Origin of the sequence: Vibrio sp. B183, assembly GCF_000740665.1 — a bacterium.
GTDB lineage: Bacteria > Pseudomonadota > Gammaproteobacteria > Enterobacterales > Vibrionaceae > Vibrio > Vibrio coralliilyticus.
The window spans coordinates 1-22,601 of sequence record NZ_JPQB01000010.1; the positions used below are offsets into that span (position 1 = coordinate 1).

The window sequence follows — 22,601 nt, forward strand, 5'->3', positions numbered from 1 at the left end:
AGCTCTTTGCCTAAATTTCCTTTCAGAATCTTTAGTCGATATTTAGGTGTCCAAACAATATGATATTGGCACCGATGATAAACGTGTGAAGCGGATTCATATCTGCTCATGTTCGTTATTTCCTTCATTTGTTGGTTGCAAACGAGGACATCTTGAACATGAGCGTTCTTCGGGCAAAGCCCAACAGAACGATCACCACCTTCTAAAGAAGGTGGTTTAGGGCTAGAAAACAAAAAGGCCAGAGCAATGCTCTGGCCTCTCGTTAGCAAGTTCAAACAGCTCTTACACTTGGAACTTGTTAAGGTTTTTGTGTAAATCAATCACATTCATCGCGATGGTTTCACTTGCAGCCGCTGTATTCTTTGTTTCTTCCGCGGTCTCTTCTGCTAACGTCTTGATGCTGGTCAGGTTATTGTCCAAATCTTGCGCCACCGTCGATTGTTCCTCAGCAGCAGCTGCAATTTGTAAGTTCAAGCCAGCGATCTGATTGACCGATTCAGCAGCAACAGAGAAGGTATTGGCAGACTCCGAACTCTTCTCTAGACAGAGTTTTGCGGTGTCTGTTCCTTTCTTCATACTTGATACGGCATTTTTCGCTTCCGACTGCAATGTATCGACTAACTTCTGAATATCAACGGTTGCTTCTTGAGTGCGCTGAGCGAGTGAACGAACCTCGTCCGCAACCACCGCAAAGCCACGCCCTGTTTCACCTGCGCGAGCCGCTTCGATGGCAGCATTCAAAGCAAGCAAGTTAGTTTGTTCAGCGATACCTTGAATAGATTCCAGTACTTGACCGATATTGTTGGTTTCAGAGACGAGGTTTTCAATCACACCAGATGATGTGGTCACCTCATTCGCAAGCTCTTGGATAACCTCTTGAGTGGCTAGCGCTTCTTTCTGACCTTCCATTACGTGCTTTCTGACTTCATCAGTCACCGAAGACGCGTTTGCTGTACTGTTCGCCACTTCCTGTGTCGTCGCGTTCATTTGGTTAATCGCTGTCGCTACCTGCTCGATATCACAACGCTGCTTTTCAACGTTCTGCAACGTACGCTGCATAGCTGAAACTGCAACTTCTGATGACTGCCCAAGTTCTTCCGCCTTAGAGTTGATTTGAGTGATGGTTCCCATCAACACACCCAAGAACTTATTGAATGCGTTTGCCACGGTACCCGTTTCATCGCGGGACGAGTCATCCAATCGAATGGTCAAGTCGCCATCACCTTCAGCCACCTGCTTAAGTCTGTCGATGAGATTCATTATTGGGGTACGAATAGCACGTGTGACCAAGAAAGGCATAAGAATACCTAAAACTATCGACACTGAAGCAATGATCGTCATCCACTTGATTGCGTATTTCTCATCCTCTTCAGCTTGCAGTGCACTGGCGAGAGTAAAGTTTTGCACCTCATCGAGAATCGAAATCAGCGCTTTATCAATTTCATCTTCATGGGCTTCTACTTTCTTAGAAAACTCGAGCATCTCTTCGATTTGGCCATTGCTGCCGTAGTCCATTGTTTTGTCAACTTCACTAACAAGCGTGCTGTAAGACTTCTCGACAACTTTCAGCTTGCCAAGAAGCTTCTTGAATTTTTCTTGAGCCTCAACTGAGTGCAACAGTGGTATGGCTTTCTCTATGAATTCTTCAACTTCATAGAGTTCTTTTTCGGTTTTGACCGTCAGGTCATGAACCTTTTTCTTAGCTTCTTCGAATACGCTCATCTGAGCCATTCCTTGCTCAACGCGGATCGCTTTAACGAGTGCTCTTTCGAGCAGAATCGCTTGTTCCAACTGATGCTCTGTCACCACCGTCAACATTTTAGTTAACGGGATATCTTCTTCTGCGATATCAATCAGCTCGTTACCAATCTTGTTCATTTGATAAAGGGCAACACAGCCCATAATCATCATGGCAAGCAATTGGGACAACCCGAGCAAATACACTTTCTGGGCAATGGTTAATCTATATAACATGCCTATCCCCCTCAATCCTTTTTAACGAAATGCTTGATCATTCGCATGGCAAAGCTTTTATGTTCCAGCAGGTAATCGAGGTCTCCTTTGTGATCCATAAAATCACTAAATCCTGGAATCGACGACCCAAGGTGCTGGTCAAGAACTTTGAAGCCCATTTTCCAATCAGGGAAACTGCGAGTGCTTATATGATGAAAACCGATACGGTTAATGTTGGTGTGACGAGTGTCTTTCTGTATCTTACTGAATAGTGATTCGACGCTGTTTTCAGGCCCTTCTAAAACTTGGATGAAGGTGCCATAACCGTCGTAAAGGAGAAGGCCAGTAATTTCGTTGTCCGTATTATTCTTACGTGCTTTCGACAGAATCGCTTCCAATTGATCTTGCTTAAGCCGTTGAACCGCTTTGCTGACATACACGAGTTCAATCATTTCCATTTATGGCTCCCATCACTTTTATGTCCTAAGCCAGTGTGTTCGATTTTTATGACTCGGGCATAACTTGTTCTGAACTGATTTTGCTCCATCAAGACGACAGATAAAGCTTTGATAACAGGTTCTTATCAAAAGTGTTTCTTGTATTGAGATACTTTCAAAAGACTCTGCACTAAAACCTTATCACCTAATAGGTAACCAAACATTAACAATATACTTACAATTTACATGCCAGATGAGAAAGCGTGAGCGGCTGTGAGATTTGAGTGAAAACACATGGTAATATCCATCAAGTGCATATTATCAATTGCATATTGCAACATAAATCGCAATATGCAATTGCAATGTGGTTAAAGCAAGCAATGGCCACACAAAATATATGGAAAAGAGTTGCTTAGATTTTTTGCTGACTTTTTACGGTTGGCATCAATGCTCCAATCCGCCAGTCAAATTTTACGGCACATACAGCCAACAATATCCCAATGACTCCCAAACCTTGCGATAGATTCATCACATTATCAAAGGCAAAGTAATCCACCACTAAAGCGGTCACGGGGTACACGAAAGATAAAATGGCGATGAGATGAGTGGTGAGTTTTTGAAAGGCATCATACATGATGACGTACATAAATCCGGTATTTACCAAACCAAGTGTGAGTAACGCTCCCCACTGAACTGGAACCTTCGGTAGCGCCGACCAATCCACCATAGGTAATAGTAAGACAACACCCACACTGACCTGAACAAGTGCAATCACGCTTGGCGATACTTGGCTGACTTCTTTGGTCAATAATGTCGTCACTGTGTACAACAGTGCTGCACCCAGCGCCAATAACAGCCCAAACAATATTTGCTGGCTGCCAACATCTTCACCTTGCAGCAAAGTACTTAGCTGCGTTAGATCCAGATCAGTCACTAACACCAACCCCAACACTGCTACTGATAGCCACACAATGAGATTCACGCTTGGTAGTTGCCTTGCCATCAGTGAACCAGCAACAACTAACATAATTGGTTGCATGTGGTAAGCAATCGTCGCAATAGAGAAAGGGATATAATCAAAAGAGGCAAAGAGCAAAACCCAGTTACCCACCAAAGTAATACCACCCACCAAAATCAACCCAAGTACTTTTCTATTCAGGCCTGCAGTAAACGAACCATACTGCCATTTAACGTAACCAGCCAGAAACAGACCTGCGATCAAACAGCGGAAAAATACGACATTCCAAAACGACTGACCTGACTCAATCACAAACAATCCAATGGTTCCCGATAACACCATAGCGGTAATCATTTTGATGGTGCCTGCTTCTGTATCATTCCTATACATAATTCATCCCCTTGAATCTACTAAGTAATACACATAGATTAAGAAGTAATCCCCCACAAAGGCATGGCGAAATGAAGCTCATTTTTCAGTGAGACTTAAAAAAGGAAGACAAATATGCGTAAGAACCTTAAAAACGAAGATTGGACGCTGGACGCCATCGATAGCCAACTACTCGACTTACTTAACGATAACGCGCGAATGCCAGTCGCAGAGCTAGCCAGAGAAGTGAAAATGTCGTCTCCGAGCGTTAACGAGCGACTCAAACGTATGGAAGAGTTCGGCGTTATTTCAGGATATCGGGTTCAACTCGCACCAGAAAATTTAGGATTCCCACTTGAAGCCATCGTACGTATGCGTCAACTACCAGGAAAGATAAAACAGCTGGAAGCCATGATCATCGAAACGCCAGAGTTTATTGAATGCGACAAAGTCACTGGTGAAGATTGTTTTTATGCTCGGATGCGTTTCGGCACAATGGAGCAATTGGATGAAATCCTAGACAAAGTATCCTCTCTGGCTGAAACCAATACCTCCATTGTGAAATCAACACCCGTCAAACGACGTAACGTGCCTTACCAATATTCTCGCTCACAAAAATAATGGGCGAGCAAAATTCTGCTCACCCATCTTAATCTTCGCTCAATGAATAAACCCATTCATCGACTTTGACCTGCTAACTTAGCGCTTGCCGCTCTGTGTTTTTCCGTGGCAGGTTTTACAATCAAACCGATGCCTATCAGAAATAACGCACTCGCGATGACTTGCGGCATAGAGAGCACTTCGTCATACATGAAATAGCCACTGACTAAAGCAAATACTGGAACAAGCAAAGTCAAAGGTGCTGCGGTGCTTAACGGGTACTTAATCAACGTTCGATTCCAGACCCAGTAACCAAACAAGGTGGTTGGGTAAGCTTGAAAAACCACTGCAATTGTCGTGTTCATATCCCAGTTTTCATACGCTTGCCAAAGGATTTGTTCACCGTGCAGCGCCGTCGCGAACAACACTAGCGGTACAGGCGCAAACAACATTCCCCATACATTAAATGCAAAAGCTTGTTTGGTTTTGGAAGCTTTAACAATAACCCCCATTAAGGTCCAACTGATTGCCGCAATCGTAATCAACATCAGACCTGAAGCAGTAATATTACCGTTGGTCGCAGACACCAGCACCAATAATGCGACCATCGCTAGTAAAGCCCCTACTAATTTTCGTGGTGACGACTTTTCTTTAAAGATAAAAAGCCCGACCGCCATGCCTATCACGACATTGCTCGACAGCAAAACCGAAGACATTCCGGAAGACAAACCCGCAGTAATCGACCAAGACGCCATCCCCCAAATCCCGACGCCAAACACTAACCCATAGCTGACTAAATAGCGCCAAGCCACATTCGGTCTGGCGATGAAAAAGATCGCCGGGATCACCGCGAGCGCGAAACGGGCAGCCGTCGCAATCAGTGGGTGAACATTGGTAATCCCCATTTTGATCATTGAGAAGTTGAATCCCCAAATAGCCATGACGAATACCGCAAGTATTAGGTCGTTTTTCTTCATTGTTATCCCTCCATTCATTCTGTGAATATGAGTATCGCTTGCGAGCAAAAAGGGATACAGATACAATTTTTCAAATAAAAACCAGTACAGTTGTTATGATGATGAGCATTTATAAGCAGTTAGCCAATCAATTCATTGAAGATATTCAACACGCTAAGCTGTGTGAAGGCGACAAAATGCCCTCTTTACGGCAACTCTCACAGCAGCACTCTGTCAGTATGTCGACAGCCGTTAGTTGCTATCAGGAGTTGGAGTCACAAGGCTGGATCCAGTCCCGCCCTCAAGCGGGTTACTTCGTCGCACCTCGCCAGCACTCCCATCAGACCCCCGAGCTCAAACAGTTTGTCAGCACCGTATCAACAGTCCGCAACTTCAATTCCGTACATTCTGCACTGCGAGGCCCATTAGGTGTTTCCAGTACCGCTAATGATGAACAAGCCGTAACAGAGCTCGAACGCAGTTTTCGCCGAGCTTTGCGTCGAATGGGCGACCGACTCAACCACTATCCTGATGTTCAGGGAGAGCCTTTGCTGCGTCAGGCACTATCGACTCACTTTTCTAAAGTAGGCGTACACTTTTCTGCCAGTGATCTTGTCGTCACGGCTGGTTGTATGTCAGCGTTAAAAGCAGCGATAGAGTCCTGCACTGAGACAGGTGATGCTATCGCAATCAGTTCACCATGCTTCAACGGCATCATCGAATTACTTGGTCAGATGGCGCGAAAAATTGTCGAGATTCCCTCTTTAGACGACGGCATCGATTTAGCACAACTGGAAGCACACTTTCAGCAAGGCAATGTCAAGGCGGGTATTTTCTGTACTTCTCATATGAACCCACAGGGGATCAGCATGTCGGCTCAGCAAAAACAAACGCTGGCACACTTGGCAAATCAATACCAGATTCCCGTGATTGAAGACGACGTTTACCTAGAGCTCTCCTACTCTGACCATACGCCTTTGCCTGCAAAATATTACGATCAAGCCGGCTATATTCTCTGGTGCGGCTCAGTTTCAAAGAGTCTGTCTCCAGGTTATCGATTAGGCTGGTGTTTACCCGGTCGTTACCAGTCAACCTATCAAGGTCAGTTTGGAGCGAGTTGCTATGGAGTTTCGACTCCGGTTCAGTTAGCCGTGGCTGACTTCATTGATTCTGGCCAGTACGCCAAGCAACTCAGACGCAGAAAGCACAAGCTACTTTCGCTAAGAAAAGACTATCTCGACTATCTAACCGCGCAGTTGCCCGAGCACATAAAGATCAGCAACCCACAAGGCGGTATGGTGCTTTGGATCCAAGCTCCGGGTTTGGACAGTAAACAGTTACAGAGCGAAATCGAAACTCACAAAATTGATATCCGCCTCGGGCATCTCTTTACCACTCTCGATCTCTATTCCGACTGTGTGAGAATCAATATGGGTTACCCGCTTGAAGGGCGTGCAAAAGAAGAGTTGGACACGCTTATTGATCTTTTGATTACGCTTTCTGACTAACGACGGCACATCTGCATGCCATTGAGATAGTGCTTAGGCGTCACGCCGAGGGCTTTTTTGAAGTGAGCAGACATGTGGCTTTGATCGTAGAAGCCGCAATCTGTCGCGACAATCGACGGTGCTACACCTTGACGCAAAAGTGTCTGAGCATGGCGAATCCTCAGCTGTATCTGATATTGATGAGGCGCCAAACCGTAAGCCTGCTTAAACTGTCTCAATAATGTGTATTTGTTAATGCCAGCCAGATTTGCCAGCTCATCGATGGTTAAGTTTTGGTGTGAATACTCTCTAATATAATCACGCACTCGTTCGATGTTAGCCTTTGCACTGGCCGTCTCGCCATCAGGCAACTTAGAACCAGAAGCACGGGCAAGATTGGAGAGAAAAGTGATCAACAAAGATTCCAGCACCAGAGCAGGCGCATCAATATCCGAGTATTCAAATAAGGTGCGTAAGTGATTCGTCAACGCCGGATTTTCAATTGTTGGCGTCTGAAACGAAGGGCTGTAGTGGCGACCATCGGTGTAATCAGCCAACACTCTGTTCACCACTTCGGGGGTTGGATAAATGGCACGATAGCTCCACCCATTGTCACTCGCTGATTGACCAGTGTGGATGGCATCTGCATTTACTGCCACTAAAGAGCCCGCACCAGACAAGTGATTGCCACCTTTGTAGAAGAATTTCTGTGCACCGCGTTCAATGATGCCGATGGCATAACCTTCGTGAACGTGAGGAGAAAAGTGCTCATCTTTGTAATGGGCATAGACACTCTCGATGCCTTCAAAGCATTTGATTTGCGAATACGTTGAATTCACCCAGACTCCCTCCTTGATCGTTCTATTACTTAACGCTAATCGAGTTTGAGAAAGGCTTCAAGTCAATTTCATCCTATTACTTTTCTACTCACCGTGAACCTAACTATATAATAATTAAAGAAATAACAAAGAACGCTCTTATATTTGAACGAAAACCAAGCTATAAAATGAGTTTAAAACGCCAATATCGTCCTATCTCGAAAGCATGAAACACAGAAAAATGGTGGAAAAAGAGATAGGAAAACCAAGATGCTTCAACACACTGACATGCTCGCTTATATCATGACTTGCCTAATCGCGGCAGGTACACCAGGCCCCGGCACTCTTGCCGTCATCAACTCTTCGATTATTAAAGGCACCAAACGCACCATTCCTCTTATGTGCGGGATTATTACCGGGATGGCGCTGGTTGCTACAGCTACGATTCTTGGGTTATCAGCCATCATTTTAAGTTCACAATCGCTGTTCAAAGCCGTTCAATTCATAGGAACTGTCTACATATTCTATCTTGGTGTTGTGAGCTTACTGCGCTCCCACCCTAGTGAAGGTGATGATGCTCCGCAAACCACTCACCGTACTACCGTATTCACTTCTGGGGTGGTGTTATCTGTGTTTAACCCCAAAACTATTGTCTTCTTTGTCGCACTGCTGCCCGCTTTCATCAACACTGAAGCCAATAGCTTACAAACTGGTATTGAGCTCACTGTAATCCTTTTATTATGTACCTTTTCCGTACACCTTATTTACGCGTTTGCTGGCAGTTATGCCGCCCAGTTTATTAAAGCGAAAACTCATTGGATCGAGGTTGCCACAGGTTTATTGTTCATCGCTCTTGCTATCTTTATGTTGATAAACACATTTTAAGTGAATCACACTCCCCTCTTTCTTCAGGCTTGTATTTCATCATTCACATCTAAATTTCCAATTTTGTCGAAATATATTGACGAACCAGTCACAAAACTTTAAATTTCGAATATTCTGGAAATTTAGATTTCATCAACATTTTGGTGTGGGAAGGTAAACATGACCGAGCAAGTAATCATTATTGGTGCAGGGCAAGCTGGACTATCGACCGCTTACTATTTGAAAAGAAATGGTATTGACCCACTGATCTTAGATGCGAATCCAACACATGGCGGCGCCTGGTTACATGCATGGGATAGCCTGAGACTATTTTCACCAAAGGAGTACAGCTCGCTTTCTGGTTTTATGATGCCTAAAACTCGCGAGGCTTACCCTAGCCGTGATGAAGTGATCGACTATTTCGGCAAATATGAGCAGCGTTATCAGTTTCGTATTGAACGTCCTGTGAAAGTGCTGGATGTCACTAAAGTCGAAGACACTTTTCATATCACAACAGATAACGGGGAATTCCTCGCGAAAGCCGTTGTATCTGCGACTGGTAACTTTTCAGGCCAATTCATTCCAACTTTCCCCGGCCTAGAGCGCTTTACAGGTGATCAGGTACATTCTGCAGACTACAAAAACAACACGATATTCGCTGGCAAGAACGTCGCGGTGATAGGCAGCGGCAACTCAGGCTCTCAGATATTGGCCGAAGTATCCCAAGTCGCCAATACGCACTGGTTTACCAATCGCCCTCTCGATTACCTCGATGATGAACTGGATGGCCGTTACTTATTCGAGCTTTCTACAAAACGTTATTACGCCGCGATGAAGGGTGAAAAGCTAGAAAACACCGATGACTTCTCCAAAATCGTCATGGTTGACTCGGTCAAAGAAGCACGTGAACGCGGAGTGTTGATTCGTGAAGAAGACATTGAATCTTTTAGCGAGCATGAAATTATCACTGCTAACAAACGCATTGCCATTGATGCAGTTATCTGGTGCACAGGCTTTAAGACTCAGCTCAACCACCTGAAAGGCTTACAGCTAAATACGGATCTACAAAGTTTGACTCAAGGCACTCGCTCTACTCAGCATTCAGGCCTATGGCTGATTGGTTATGGGGAATGGTCTGGCTACGCTTCGGCGACCATTATCGGCGTACAAAAGCATGCCCGAGAAACCGCCCGCCAGATAGCCGAGTCTTTTGAATTGATTGCAAGCTAGAATCTAGGTTCAGTAATGAAAAAGCCCCCACTCTCAGTGAGTGGGGCTTTTTTTTGCATTCATTATGCGTTTTCGAGTTCAGGCTCGCTGATGGATGCTTTCAAGCCTTTAGCAAGACGCTCGACTGCTACCGTTAGCTCCTCTGGCGAGGCATTAGTGTAGTTAAGTCTTAATGCGGGCTTGGCTTCATCTGCATTTGGATAGAACACTGGGCTTGGCACAACCGCAACGCCATTCCCTAGTAACGCTTTTGCCAGTGCAAATGTGTCGCAAGATGGCAACGTCACCCAAATGAACATGCCTCCTTCAACAGGCTTCACTTCGCAGCCAGCTGGTAGTTGCTTTTGCAGCTCAGCAAATAGCTTCTCATAGCGAGATTGGTACAAGTCTCTAACCGTACCAATGTGCTGTTCAAAGCCTTGGTGTTTCAGCAAGCCCAGAAGTAGCGCTTGCATAGGGACACTTGAGTGTAAGTCAGCACCTTGCTTGATCTTGATGAGTGGTTCCAGATATTCACTCTTACCACTGACGACACCAACTCGCAGACCCGGAGACGCGATCTTTGAAAATGAGCGCAGCACAATAGAGTGTTGTGGACAGAAATCAGAGACCAATGGAATCGCTTGACCTGAGAATCTAAGTTCACGGTACGGTGCATCTTCAATCAGAACAACATTGTATTGCTCACACAACGCACCGACCTTCTGACGAGTTTCTAAGGTCCAGCAAACACCAGTTGGGTTATGGAAATCTGGTACGGCGTAGAACATCTTAGGTGATTGTTCAGCGAAGCTCTTCTCAAGCGCTTGTAAATCAGGGCCCGCCTCCGTCTGAGGTACAGTGACAATATCCGCCTGAACCAAACCAAACACCTGCATCGCACCAAGGTAGCTAGGTGCTTCCATGACCACTTTGTCACCTGGGTTTACATAAGCACGAGCGATCAGGTCTAGCCCTTGCTGCGATCCTGTACACGCCATTACTGAGTGCGTCTCTGGCAACTCAAAATACTCTGTCAGGAACTCTAGAAGTGGTGCGTAACCTGCAGTTGCCCCGTACTGGAAAACTTCCGGCATTGATGAAAGGCTTTCGAGTGTCGGCTTCATTAATTCAATTGGAAATGTACTTTCATCTGGTAAGCCACCCGCAAGCGAGATGACATTCTTATCCGATGCGGCAGCGAGAATTTCACGAATATAAGACGACGAGATTTGTTGCAGGGAGCGAGCGATTTCCATAACAGTTCCTGAGTGTAATTTTAGAATTTTTATCGTCGAAAAGACGTTAATGAAGTGTATAACCCATTGATGAAAATAGGATGTCCGTTTATGCTGTTCAACATGTCCATTTATGCTATTTTTCTTTATGAGCCGACAACACATATTCCGAATCAATGACGTGCTTTATCACATTCATAAAGACATCAGTAAATCCTTACCAGCCAAGGAATTAGCGGACATCGCAGCGTATTCTGAGCAACACTTTCACCGCGTTTTTAAGCAGGTTGTCGGAGAATCCATCCATCAGTATATTCGCCGAACACGAATGGAGTACGCCGCAAATCAACTAATGTTTGATCCGCATTCCTCGGTATTAGACATCGCCAACAAATGTGGCTTTCACTCTGTTTCTTCGTTCAGCCGCGCATTTAAATCCACTTTCAGTGTCTCACCAGGAGAATGGCGAAAGCACGAGCAACAAAACATCGATAAGCCCTATCTCAAAGATCCTGAAATCGCCGCAGGCTATTATCGCGTCGCAAAGAAAACTCTTCCCGAGCCTAAAATTATCGAAACCTCCGATCGCCTCGCTGCCTATGTTCGCCATGTAGGTTACAGCCGAACCGTAAAAAATGCTTGGCGAGTCTTAAATGCGTGGGCAAGCAGCGAGGGGCGTGACACATCACGTCAATACGGTCTGCATCATTCAAACCCAGCGTTGGTTGAACTGGATAACTGTCGCTACGTAGCGTGTATCGAGATAGACAAACCAATCAAGGTTCGAGGTGTGGTGAATCAGTTAGTGATACCAGGTGGACTACATGCCGTGTTTCGTCTCACTGGAGTGTATGGAGAGCTGCTTCCTCAAATCAGTAAGGTTCATGAACAATGGTTACCCGAATCTGGCTTTAAATTGGGGTCAACACCAGCGTATGTTCACTATCATAGGAACCACTTCCTACATGACGATGAGCACTTTGAACTCGATTTTTACCTCCCTATCAGTTTCTATTAGGCAGTCACTTAGCTCGCAATCATCAAGGCTCGGATTGAATTACTTAAACCTCTTCTGTTAACGTGTTATTTCTCATTAACAACGGAGCTGTTCAATGGACTCAAGCAGACTAAACCAATATCTTTCTAAGATCGGTCTGTCATACATACCCCAAACCACAATCGACGATCTCACTGCCCTCCATCGTGCTCAACATCGCAGAATTCCTTTTGAAAACTTTGATGTAGCACTGCGCCGCACCATCCATTTATCTGAGGACGCTTTGTTCGAGAAACTGGTTCTGAGTGAACGTGGGGGCTACTGCTTTGAAGTGAACGCCTTGCTTCTTAGTGCTCTCAGGAGTCTTGGCTTTGATGCAAAACCGCTGCTTGGTCGGGTACATCTTGGGCCAGAACCATCCAGCCGCAGCCATCAGGTATCGCTCGTTGTGCTTGAGGGGCAGGAATGGATTGTCGATGTTGGCTTCGGGGCCCAGACTCCGCGTGCTCCTATACCTGTTGTTTTCGACAGGGAAATCACCACCGACTTACAGACCTTACGGTTTGTAAAACATCCTCTATTTGGCGCCATGCTTCAGGCAAAAATAGACGATAACTGGATTGATCTTTATAGCCTTGATTTCACTCACGTTTGCGAAAGCGATATTGCTTGCGGCAATTTCTACACCTCGACCAGCCCTGACTCCACTTTCTTGCAAAAGCGGGTGGCAACAATAACCACAGATAACGGCATCATCACGCTGCTTAACAGCACGTTAAAGATAAAAACGAACGGACATACAGAGGAAAAAGAGATTGCTGAGGACGAAAGCTATATTGGTGTTTTAAAAGAAACGTTTGGCATCGAACTGGACGCAAGCTTTGACGATTTCATTCCACTCAGCCAAAATATCTAGCGGTGTTGGTAGAGCAGATGTAAGCAAGGCATCTGCTCTGAACAACGGACCTGTAAGTTAAGCTCAATTCGGGTTCAGTCCCCCTTTCAAGCAGGCTTTTTAGTTTAAGCCGTTGGTTACTGTCTCGGATTTCTACCCGAGCAGATTTCGCTTTCAAAGTCGCTACGATAAGGGTTTATATCAAGACCGCCTCGTCGCGTGTATCTAGCAAAAACTGTCAACTTTTCAGGAGCACAGCATCGTTTGATATCTGAATAGATACGCTCGACGCATTGCTCGTGAAACTCATTATGTTCACGGAATGAGATTAGATATTTCAGAAGGCTCTCACGATTGATTTTAGCTCCCGTATAACGGATGTATACGCTTCCCCAATCTGGCTGATTCGTCACCAAACAGTTCGATTTCAAAAGGTGGGAACATAAAGATTCAGAGACATATTCATCCACAGTGCTTCCGGAGAGCGAATCCGCATCATACTCAAACGAGTCTACGGTGATATCCAAACCATCAATACAATCAAATTGCTTATTTATTGAGGTTTGTTGTGGTTCATCTACATCCATAAATGACACCGTCACTTCAGCACCAGCAGCATTAGTTAAGTCGGACTGCATTTTCTCAATAACAATATCTTTCGACTCAAAACGTGTTTGATTGAAGCTATTTAAATACAACTTGAATGACTTCGATTCAATCAAGTTGTTGGACGTATGAGGAATAATAAACTCCGCGATTGCGACGATCGGCTTACCTTTATTGTTCAACCATGACACTTCAAAAGCCGTCCATAAGTCATAACCAGCATGAGTAGCGACCTTAAGGTCTTTAATCTCATCTCTGCCTTTTTGTCTTGGGATAGGATCGAGTAACTCAGGTTGATACTGAGAGATATACTCGCTTTTTTTACCTAGGTTCTTATCATAGGTTGTCATTATTATTTAATTCCTTGACGTTGATTAAGCGGGAAAACAATTTCCTTGCGAAATAAATTGGCGCGACACTGAACAGTGCATATAAGATCTTAATAGTAACCTGGCTGAGAAACATTACGAACAGCACGTCATTTGGTAGTACATTAAAGAATGCAATACTAATAAATAGTGCGCTATCCACTACAGATGCGATACTGGTACTCGCTATGACTCGAATGGCAAGCCATCGAGATTGTGTGGCGATCTTTATTTTGTTCAGGACGTAAGCATTGATGTTCTCAGAAATAAAGTAAGAACTTAAAGAAGCTAAGAACACTGAGGTCATACTCGTGACAAGCGAAGTATACTGTTCATCCATCGCTTGCCATGGGCCTATGCTAGGAATAGTGGTGGATAAATAGAGAAGAACGAGTATCCCAGCATTGACCACTGTCGATTGTATGATGGCTTTTCTGGCGAGCTTTAAACCAAAGTATTCGTTTAATATATCAACAAATATAAATGAAATTGGGTAAAGAAATATTGCGGCAGGTACAATTAAGCCTGTGTTGAATATTTCTACAGGTTTAATTCCGGTAATGTTTGACAATGTAAAAAGAGAACACAAACAAAGTACGAGAAAAGAGTAACTCATCCAATAACTTTCATGTCTGTCCTCTAGCTCGTATGCTCCTTCAAAGCTCGATTTTGAATAAACTTTCTTACATACTTCAACTAATTCATTTCGATTTAGATCATCAGCAACTTCACTGGAAATAAGATCTTTAGCGGGCATATTCACGACCTTTCCAGTTCCCCGTATCATCACGCTAGCCATCATTTCAGGGGCACCATTAAAGCCAATCAATTTATATTTTTTATTAAACACAAAAACGTTCCTCGAGTATTACTCCAAAAAGAAAATCGCCTTCTAAAAGAGAAGTGTTAGGGGGAAGAGAATGCAATGCACCACCGCGAACAATGAGCTTACTCAGCTCTTTTTCATTGTGATTCGAGCGATCAATAATCAGTAGATTGCCCTTGGTAAAATAATTAGACAAAACCTGACCCACTCGAATCGCTACGATGTTACTCCCTTCAGAAAAGTGATAGGTCAGGGGATAATCAGTAACCAGGTCGCCGATGTAATATTCACTTTTCTGGACGAACTCCATTTCACTCAGAATCGGAACAGCAATTGGGTTCTTGTTTCCGCATACCGACACGACAGGTGTTTCAGATAGAAGATCTTCTAGGGATTCGTTTTGAATGATATGACAGGTTGTTCCAAAGAAGTTAGCAATGCGTTCAACCGTCGAGGTCTGTACTCTTTCAACCTTGCCATCAAGTATTTTATAGATAGTTGAACGCGTAACACCAGTTTTGCGACTTAATGACGCCTTGGTTTCTTTACTCTTATTTAGGCCAAACTGTATGTTGTCTCTGAGTATGTCCAGTTGCTCACTGTTGTTCTTCATTTATGTGCCTTTTGGTCATAAAGCGAGGCCCGACCTCTCCCAAAAAACAAATGATATCAGTATCATATTAAAAAACAATTAAATATACACACACATGCATAATGTGTACACTAAAGTGTATCTTTTACTGTTGGTAAATAATCATGAATACAGAAGACCTAGAGTCTCGCCTTCAAGAGATAACCTACTGGTGCCGGTTGATTCACGCAGAGCCCGAGAAAAAAGAGGCGATAAGCTACCTCTATGTTCACACACAGCTACTACTGGACGAACTTCAGAATAAGAAACCTACCAACCAAGTGATTCACCAGAAATAAAACGTTGGACTTGGTCATGACCAAAAGACTCAACCATTAAATGTTTATCAACAGCTGCATTGATAATTGGACTCTAAAACAAAAGGCTCTCCACATAGGAGAGCCTTTTTCGTTTCAGTCGACTTCTTATGACAAATGACTATTTGATTAAAAGAAGTCGCCCTGTCAGAGCTGGAACAGAAACCGCACCGGATGTTGCCTGAACATTAATCAGCTCACCACTCATCAAGTCTTCAAATTCGTCTGTCGATTTGACTCTTGCTAAGTCGACATTGAGTGTTTGTTCCGATGTTGATGTGTTCAGCACATAGATGATCTGCTCATCACCATTCACTTTCAGGTCAGCATACAGGTTGTCATCCAACCATAAGTTGCGCCTTTCACCCGCATAAAGCGCCAGATGTTCACTACGAACCTGCATAATTTGAGTCAGATAGTTTTTCACATCTTGTTGCTCAGCAGTCAGTGTCACCCCAGTCACGCCTTGAACTTTCGCGCTTGAGCGAGCGACATGATCATCACACAGCCCCTGAGAAGCACAATCTGATGTGACCTTGTCCGAGAAGTTAGCGACTTCGTCACCAATCTCTTCACCGTAGTAAAGTGTGATTGGTCCAGAGTAAGCCGCTAGAAAGCTAAACGCGGCTTTGTGTCGCTTGACTGCTTCACCAAGATTGCCACGCTGAATCAGGTCACCGAAGCGCACCAAGTCATGGTTACCAAGCATTAGGTTTGGCATCGCATGGTAAGGCGATTTGGCGCGGCTGTTCCACTCTGCATCCAAAACACGGGCATTGTTGCTCGCCCCTGATTCTTCAACCGCCAGAGCTTGAACTAAGCCGTAACGTAACGGGAAGTTGAACGCCGACGAAAGGCCCGGTTGTGAGTCACTGCCATAGGTTGTTGCCGTAATCTCATCAGCACCTTTCCAGACTTCACCGACCATGTAGCCCAGTGTTCCCCATTGCTTACCAGCATTCTTATTGTCCAGTGAGGCTTGCTCTACTGCAGCTCGAATGTTGCGCCATGCCTCAAGTGGAAGCTGATAAGATTGGTCGAGACGCCAGCCGTCAATACCAAACTCTTTCACCCAATAAGTTGCCACCTCTGTGAAGAAGGCTTCACTCGCTGCATCTGGGTAATTCACATACATACCCGGGTAACCCTCTTCCCCTCTCAGGCTTGGTAGCTTACCCGTTGGGGAAGGTTTCACACCAGTAAGGTTAGTATGACCGAACACCCCATCTAAAAGCACGTATAGACCTTTAGCGTGAGCAGCATCAACCAGTTCTTTCAGCTTCTCATTCGTGCCAAATTTAGGATCGACATTGAAGTAGTCACAAGCAAAATAGCCCGTGGCGTCAAGGCGATCATCACCAGCCTGGCCCGCACAAGAATCAAACACAGGTGTTAACCACAACGCATTCACGTTTAAGCTTGCAATGTAATCAAGACTGTCAATGACGCCCTGAAGGTCTCCATTGTGGTGCGAATTGCCGTAGCCCACACCATAGTTATGGTCTGGGTCTCCATCGACAAATGACTCTACCATCACCTGATAGATCCTCAGATCACAAGCTTTGCTGTCATCCTGATAGCAGGCATAGTCAAGATTTGTATCTACGACAGATACTACCAACGCGGATTGGTCTGAAGCGTCTAACGTAAATTTGTACACGCCTTGCTCGGTCACTGTCACCTTGATATTGCCATTACCTGCATCCTCAAGTGTTACGGAACCGTTGCCAGTTGAGAAGCCACCAAAACCAAGATTGATCGTACTCCAGTCAGAAGAAGCCAGTTTGAACTCATACTCTCCCGGAGTGAGGTAGCCTTCAAAGGCGTACACACCGTCACCCTGATAGGCCATTTCATCACTGGTACTCCAGCCATTCATTGAGCCACGAACGTATACTTTTGTAGAACCGTAAGGCGCGACATCAACTGGCTTACTATCAATATTCAGCCCTTCTCCTTGCGCACCATTTTGTGTCTGGACAAAGACAGCCGCAGTTAATGGTGGAATAGTGAAAGCGCCGTCTTCAAACTTCGCCTGCTTAACGACTGAATCAGACGAGGCTTTCAACACAGGATGCAACTCAAAGCTTTGTGCTCCAGCAATCTGAATGGTTTGTGCTGAAGTATTGGCATTAATCGCAACAACAATTGAGTCGAAGTTGCTATCAAGGTCTGCGCCTACACTCACCCCATCATTCACCGACATCACAATCATGCCCGGTAATGTCGACGGCCCAGTATTATGGAAACGTACACGCTTCAAGACTTGCTCTTCACTCACTAAACGAAGCAATGGCGTGCCGGAACGAATCTTCAGCAGTTCCTTGAAGACCTTGTCTGTCCAAGCAATATGCTCCGGAGTTGCCACGGTATTCGGGTTGCTAATGATTGATTGGATAGCACTCCAGTTAGCCTGATCTTTGTCAGCACGTGGCAGACCAATGTTCCAGTTATTCGTCTGCTTACTGAAATCGACTTTGTTGTACCAATCACCACTGTCGTAGCTATCGCGTTCCATGGATTTAGAGCGCAGTAATTCAGACCCCATGTGTAAGAATGGTACACCTTGTCCGAGCATTACAGTTGATAGACCTACGATCTGCATACGTGCACGGTCTGCTGGCGTGATGTTGGCATCGGCTTTGTACTGGTTGAAATCCCATAACGTTTGGTTGTCATGCTTTGAAACGTAGTTAATGGATTCCTGAGGATCGAGCGTGTAAGCCGCACCCTGCCCTCCATACTGGAAATCACGTCCGTACACAGTCGCACCGCTATACGTTTCCAACGGGTAGTTTTGCAGATTGCCTGTCATACCGTAACGGATAAGATCCATCTTCGATTTCAGGTCATCATTGAATCGGCTGCCAGCATTAGCAAAACCCGGATTCTCAAGCAACGCATCGCCACTATCGAATGGACCACCACCGCGTACGCCATCACGTAGACGATCGTTGTAAGTCCCTATGCCTGTACCCGCCATCGGCCATTGGGTTGCGTTTTCGCCACGTTGACCATCAGCAACTTCACCAAAGTTCCAACCTTCGCCATAGAACCAAGTATCTTCATCTACTAGCTTGGTTTTCTCATACACGTGCAGCATGCTCGACTTCATCAGGTGTCCCATCAAATCGAAGCGGAAGCCATCAATCTTATAGTCCTGAGCCCACATCACTACACTGTCTGCCACTAGCTTCTCGAACATACGGTTCTCAGACGCAGTGTTATCACAACAAGTTGAGTTCTCGACAGCACCTGTGATCGGGTTCAGGCGATGGTAGTAGCCCGGTACAGCTTTATCGAGCACAGATTTGTCATACAAACCTGACGAGTATGTGTGGTTGTAGACAACATCCTGTACCACTCTGAAGCCCATATCGTGAAGCTTCTGCACCATCTGACGATACTCACGAATACGCGAAATGCCATCTGTTGCAACAGCATAACTGCCTTCTGGTGCGTTGTAGTGGAATGGGTCATAACCCCAGTTGAATCCATCCAGTGGACGAACATCTGCGAGCAATGCCTGTGCTTCGCCACTGTCAGGGTCCGTTTGTTCTAACAAAGACAGAATGGTTGCACCGCGTGAAGTACCATCGCTACACAACTTGGCATCAGGATTAATGCCGCAAAGTTTTTCTACGGTATCGGTCAGATTCACCGTCTTCGCTGGATCTTCAGGAATGGAAGCCAAATCGTAAGTCGGTAGAAGATGGATCGTTGTCAGGCCAGCTTCTTTTAACGACTTCAACTGCTTAACACTGTCGCGTTCATCTTCTAAGAAGGCCAGATACTTACCGTTGTTTGCTGGTGTACCCTGCGTATCGCTGACACTAAAGTCACGTACATGCAGCTCGTAAATGATGTGATCTTCTGGATTCTCCAGCTCTGGAATCGATTGACTGTCCCAACCTGCCGGTTTGGTTTCATCATCGGTGAGATCAACCAGTTGAGAGTGCAAACTGGACGTACTCAGAGAGAGAGAATAAGGGTCAGTGGTCATCATCCACTCAACGTGGTCGGTTTTCGGATGGTAAGCCTTCACACGGTAACGATAGAACACATTCTTCAGTGAAGCATCGCCTTGGTAATGCCAGATGCCAGTTGCTGAGTCGACAGTCAAACTGAATGGCGATTGTGCGATTAGTGCTTTATCCTGATCGTACAAATACAGTTCAACATCCTGAGCTGTTGGCGCCCAAAGCGCAAAGTTCGCACTATCGCCTTCAATCCAGCTACCCAATTTAGCTTCATCCGCATCATTTGGTCCTGCGGTGTAAAGCGTGTCAACAACGCCCGGAATCTGGACACGAGTTGCAACCAGCGGCTTGCCTTCATCATCGAGTGCCACTGCAATTAGCTGTGTTTTCAGCAACGCTTTAGCCGTCTCTGTATCAACATCCAGATAGAAACCGACACGATCTTTCAGGTGTGGGAAGTCAGGATTATCAACGTTGCCAGCAAATGAAATGTCGTACTTGATAAACTGTTCTGGCTGGTTGATATCACCATTACCCGCAGCACGACTCCAGATTTGGTAACTGGCTGCTTCACTATGATCAAACCAAGCAATGGAATTCACATCGAGCCAGTGAGCTGCTGCACCGTCAAGTTTCACTACAACTTGCTCATCTGGTGAGTACTTAACGACTGAGCTTCCGTGTGTCGTATAAAGTGTATTGCCTTTAGCAAATTCAGCCTTCAGATCATCACCGCCCAGCGCTTTTTCATCACCTTTGTGCACGATGAAATTCATACATGCACCGTGATCGGATTTCAGTGGGACAACATACTTAGCACCATATTGCGGGTCGATTTCTCCCCAGGCGTATGGGTTACCCCAATCTACGCCGTTTAAGGCGTCAGCCGACACTGCGTCACAAGATGCGTTATTCCACAGATGAAGCCCCCAGTCCGCGTAATTACCATCATCTCGTTTGTAGTAAATGACCGATTCAGAATAAACAGGCGCAGGCTCGGATGAACTGTTATCTGGGCTGGTTGGGTTTGGATCGATGCTGTCTGGAATCCCATCGCCATCATCGTCGCTAGAGGCAAAGTCTCCTAGCCCATCGCCATTGGTGTCTTTACTTTCAAATCGATCTTCCGGGAACGCGTCCACGCCATTATTGGCACCATCACCGTCGATATCACTGTCTTCGCTGTCAGTAATGCCATCACCATCACGATCGGCAGGTTGACTGGATGCCGAGTAAGGGTCGGTTCCTAAACGAGTTTCTTCTTCATTACTCCAACCGTCACCGTCGATATCCGAATCATGCTCATCTGGGATTTTGTCGCCATCAAGATCGGAGGGGAAGCTCGCCGATGAGTAGGGGTCGCTAGCGAGTTCTAACTCGACAACATCGCTGAAACCATCATTATCATCGTCCGTATCCGCATGATCGCCAATTCCGTCATTATCGGCATCTGCCGACTCTTTAATATCGGTTGGGAACAGATCAATCGCATCGGCTACGCCGTCACCATCGCTATCTTGCGCCATAACCGGCACACCTTGCTCATCCAGCATTAACGTCTTGTTAAGCAGTTCATTACGACCACGTTTAAGCTCTTTTCCTAATGCTTTACTGCCCAGCTCCAACGTATTCGCCAGCGCTTCCATATCTTGCTCTTCAACGGTTTCTGGCAGTAATTGCGTTAACGCCTTCGCGCTTCTTGCGACGACCACCTCTTTCTGATCAATATAATCGTTTTCAATATCTAGGTGTGGCTGTTTGAGTTGTCGACGCAGTTTGCGCAATGCTTTACGTTCGCTGACACCTTGCTGCATTTGCGCAGCAATGTAAGTCGAGAATGGTGTGACCAAAGAGTAATGGCTCGGTGCCATCAAGGTATAGTCTCTTGTCACAGCGACACCCGGAATATCAGCGTCAATCGATACGCCTCGTTGGGTTTTAGCGACAAGATAAACGTCTTCGTCTTCGATATTTAGACCTTCAAGGTCAATGGCAGCATATCCGTCTTTATCAGTGACGGCTGACGGTTCATAACGGTCTTGTCGACCATTTCCGTTGACGTCCAGCCAGACAGATGCCTTTTCGATGTAGCCATCCATCACGTTGACTTCTAGCGGGTCATTACAACCTGCCAAAAGCCCAAGTGACGCCATAGCTAGGCTCAGTTTTGTTAGCTTGATGTTCATTTTTATTTCCATTTATATTCACGTTCCACGAGCGATAAACTTTTCTGTTTGGTTAAATCGCTTCAAGCTAACGTTATATTTTTAAAACAGTTAATTTCCTCATCCTATAAAACTGATTGAGTAGGCGTAGACGGAGGGGAGGAGAAAAAATTTTAGAATCAGGCTCACAATTACAGCCCTGAAAACGATCGAAAAATTACTCAGATGATGTGCAATCAGTGAGAAATCTGACACTTTGTAGTGACGAATAAACCAACCGCTGTAGGATTACAACAAGCTGTTTCAATGTTAAGAAATTGGATCTTTAACCCAAACTGATGTCAGGTAAACAAAAGGGAATTTTGATTCATGCGATATCGGTGGCAAAGTAGCGATTACCCTACCACCTCACTTCCATCAATCAATGATTTGCGAGCAGTACTTTTCGCATCATATTAGCCAGCTGGGCTTTTTCTTGTTCATCAAACATGCTCAACATTCCGTTCATATTTGATAAGTGTGATGCTAAAGCCTCATCGACTAATTGAGCGCCCTGCTGGGTAAGCGTTACTTTACAACTGCGTCTATCATCGCCACTTGCTAATCGCTCAACCAAGCCTCGTTGAACCAACTTTTCAATCCGAGTACTCATAGCGCCTGAGGAAATCATCAGGGTTTTGTACATTTCAGTCGGGGTCAGCGGTTGCTGATTTCGCATTAATGTCGCGAGAATATCAAACTCCAACATACTCAGTTGATGCTGCTTAAACACATGTTCCAATTGACTGTGCCAGAGTCCATGAACACGCATCAGTCTACCGACAATTCCCATGTCAGAACAATCCAACTCAGGCTTCACATCGCCCCACTGCTTCAAGATGTGGTCGACAGGATCTTGCATATCTCATCCCTCTACTAATTTATCTT

At 45.3% G+C, this 22,601-nt stretch carries 19 protein-coding genes; 7 read left to right on the plus strand and 12 right to left on the minus strand.

Annotation, left to right across the window (positions count from 1 at the left end):
- From IX95_RS25870 to IX95_RS11010, 4 genes are all read right to left on the minus strand, one after another.
- A partial coding sequence (locus tag IX95_RS25870) for a transposase (protein ID WP_200876927.1) occupies nt 1–110 on the minus strand: 110 nt, incomplete at its 3' end.
- A 172-nt stretch (nt 111–282) separates the two neighbouring features.
- On the minus strand, nt 283–1,974 hold the full coding sequence (locus IX95_RS11000; protein ID WP_081885427.1) for a methyl-accepting chemotaxis protein: 1,692 nt from the start codon (nt 1,972–1,974) through the stop codon (nt 283–285).
- 11 nt (nt 1,975–1,985) lie between these two features.
- Nucleotides 1,986–2,411, minus strand: coding sequence for a BLUF domain-containing protein (locus tag IX95_RS11005; RefSeq protein WP_006961401.1), 426 nt, complete (start codon nt 2,409–2,411; stop codon nt 1,986–1,988).
- Between the two features lie 391 nt (nt 2,412–2,802).
- On the minus strand, nt 2,803–3,738 hold the full coding sequence (locus IX95_RS11010; protein WP_038159836.1) for a DMT family transporter: 936 nt from the start codon (nt 3,736–3,738) through the stop codon (nt 2,803–2,805).
- Between the two features lie 114 nt (nt 3,739–3,852).
- On the opposite strand from IX95_RS11010, the gene IX95_RS11015 reads away from it, so the two are divergent.
- Entirely contained in the window at nt 3,853–4,338 is a 486-nt protein-coding gene (locus IX95_RS11015; protein ID WP_038159838.1) for an Lrp/AsnC family transcriptional regulator, read from the plus strand.
- A gap of 56 nt (nt 4,339–4,394) precedes the next feature.
- Here IX95_RS11015 and IX95_RS11020 read toward each other — a convergent pair whose 3' ends face one another.
- The gene (locus IX95_RS11020) at nt 4,395–5,294 is read right to left on the minus strand and encodes an EamA family transporter (protein ID WP_038159841.1); all 900 of its coding nucleotides are present in this window, start codon (nt 5,292–5,294) and stop codon (nt 4,395–4,397) included.
- A gap of 101 nt (nt 5,295–5,395) precedes the next feature.
- Here IX95_RS11020 and IX95_RS11025 point away from each other — a divergent pair, with 101 nt between their 5' ends.
- A complete protein-coding gene (locus IX95_RS11025) occupies nt 5,396–6,781 on the plus strand; it encodes an aminotransferase-like domain-containing protein (RefSeq protein WP_038160476.1) in 1,386 nt (461 codons plus the stop codon).
- On the opposite strand, the gene IX95_RS11030 is transcribed toward IX95_RS11025, so the two are convergent.
- The gene (locus IX95_RS11030) at nt 6,778–7,599 is read right to left on the minus strand and encodes an AraC family transcriptional regulator (RefSeq protein ID WP_051912546.1); all 822 of its coding nucleotides are present in this window, start codon (nt 7,597–7,599) and stop codon (nt 6,778–6,780) included. The genes IX95_RS11025 and IX95_RS11030 overlap by 4 nt on opposite strands.
- Nucleotides 7,600–7,848: 249 nt before the next feature.
- Between IX95_RS11030 and IX95_RS11035 the strand changes: the two genes are divergently transcribed.
- Both IX95_RS11035 and IX95_RS11040 read left to right on the plus strand, forming a co-directional pair.
- On the plus strand, nt 7,849–8,463 hold the full coding sequence (locus IX95_RS11035) for a LysE family translocator (RefSeq protein WP_038159844.1): 615 nt from the start codon (nt 7,849–7,851) through the stop codon (nt 8,461–8,463).
- A gap of 159 nt (nt 8,464–8,622) precedes the next feature.
- Nucleotides 8,623–9,672, plus strand: a complete 1,050-nt coding sequence (locus IX95_RS11040) for an ArsO family NAD(P)H-dependent flavin-containing monooxygenase (protein ID WP_038159847.1) — start codon at nt 8,623–8,625, stop codon at nt 9,670–9,672.
- Between the two features lie 62 nt (nt 9,673–9,734).
- Here IX95_RS11040 and IX95_RS11045 read toward each other — a convergent pair whose 3' ends face one another.
- The gene (locus tag IX95_RS11045; RefSeq protein WP_038159865.1) at nt 9,735–10,910 is read right to left on the minus strand and encodes an aminotransferase-like domain-containing protein; all 1,176 of its coding nucleotides are present in this window, start codon (nt 10,908–10,910) and stop codon (nt 9,735–9,737) included.
- 127 nt (nt 10,911–11,037) lie between these two features.
- Between IX95_RS11045 and IX95_RS11050 the strand changes: the two genes are divergently transcribed.
- Together IX95_RS11050 and IX95_RS11055 are read left to right on the plus strand one after the other, a co-directional pair.
- Entirely contained in the window at nt 11,038–11,907 is an 870-nt protein-coding gene (locus IX95_RS11050; RefSeq protein ID WP_043009986.1) for an AraC family transcriptional regulator, read from the plus strand.
- Nucleotides 11,908–12,001: 94 nt separating this feature from the next.
- Nucleotides 12,002–12,802, plus strand: coding sequence for an arylamine N-acetyltransferase family protein (locus IX95_RS11055; protein ID WP_038159866.1), 801 nt, complete (start codon nt 12,002–12,004; stop codon nt 12,800–12,802).
- A 116-nt stretch (nt 12,803–12,918) separates the two neighbouring features.
- Here IX95_RS11055 and queF read toward each other — a convergent pair whose 3' ends face one another.
- Genes queF through IX95_RS11070 form a run of 3 tightly spaced genes read right to left on the minus strand, consistent with a single transcriptional unit; the run spans nt 12,919 to nt 15,194 of the window.
- Nucleotides 12,919–13,737 (minus strand): NADPH-dependent 7-cyano-7-deazaguanine reductase QueF, encoded by an 819-nt coding sequence (gene queF, locus IX95_RS11060; RefSeq protein ID WP_038159867.1) that lies wholly within the window; start codon nt 13,735–13,737, stop codon nt 12,919–12,921.
- The gene (locus tag IX95_RS11065) at nt 13,724–14,605 is read right to left on the minus strand and encodes a queuosine precursor transporter (protein ID WP_006961413.1); all 882 of its coding nucleotides are present in this window, start codon (nt 14,603–14,605) and stop codon (nt 13,724–13,726) included. The genes queF and IX95_RS11065 overlap by 14 nt, the downstream gene beginning before the upstream one ends.
- Nucleotides 14,598–15,194, minus strand: a complete 597-nt coding sequence (locus IX95_RS11070; protein WP_038159868.1) for a helix-turn-helix domain-containing protein — start codon at nt 15,192–15,194, stop codon at nt 14,598–14,600. The genes IX95_RS11065 and IX95_RS11070 overlap by 8 nt, the downstream gene beginning before the upstream one ends.
- 143 nt (nt 15,195–15,337) lie before the next feature.
- Between IX95_RS11070 and IX95_RS26640 the strand changes: the two genes are divergently transcribed.
- A complete protein-coding gene (locus IX95_RS26640) occupies nt 15,338–15,511 on the plus strand; it encodes a hypothetical protein (RefSeq protein ID WP_006961415.1) in 174 nt (57 codons plus the stop codon).
- A 139-nt stretch (nt 15,512–15,650) separates the two neighbouring features.
- On the opposite strand, the gene pulA is transcribed toward IX95_RS26640, so the two are convergent.
- The gene (pulA, locus tag IX95_RS11075) at nt 15,651–21,695 is read right to left on the minus strand and encodes a pullulanase-type alpha-1,6-glucosidase (protein WP_038159871.1); all 6,045 of its coding nucleotides are present in this window, start codon (nt 21,693–21,695) and stop codon (nt 15,651–15,653) included.
- 400 nt (nt 21,696–22,095) lie between these two features.
- Nucleotides 22,096–22,575, minus strand: a complete 480-nt coding sequence (locus IX95_RS11080; RefSeq protein WP_038159874.1) for a MarR family winged helix-turn-helix transcriptional regulator — start codon at nt 22,573–22,575, stop codon at nt 22,096–22,098.
- Nucleotides 22,576–22,601: the final 26 nt, after the last annotated feature.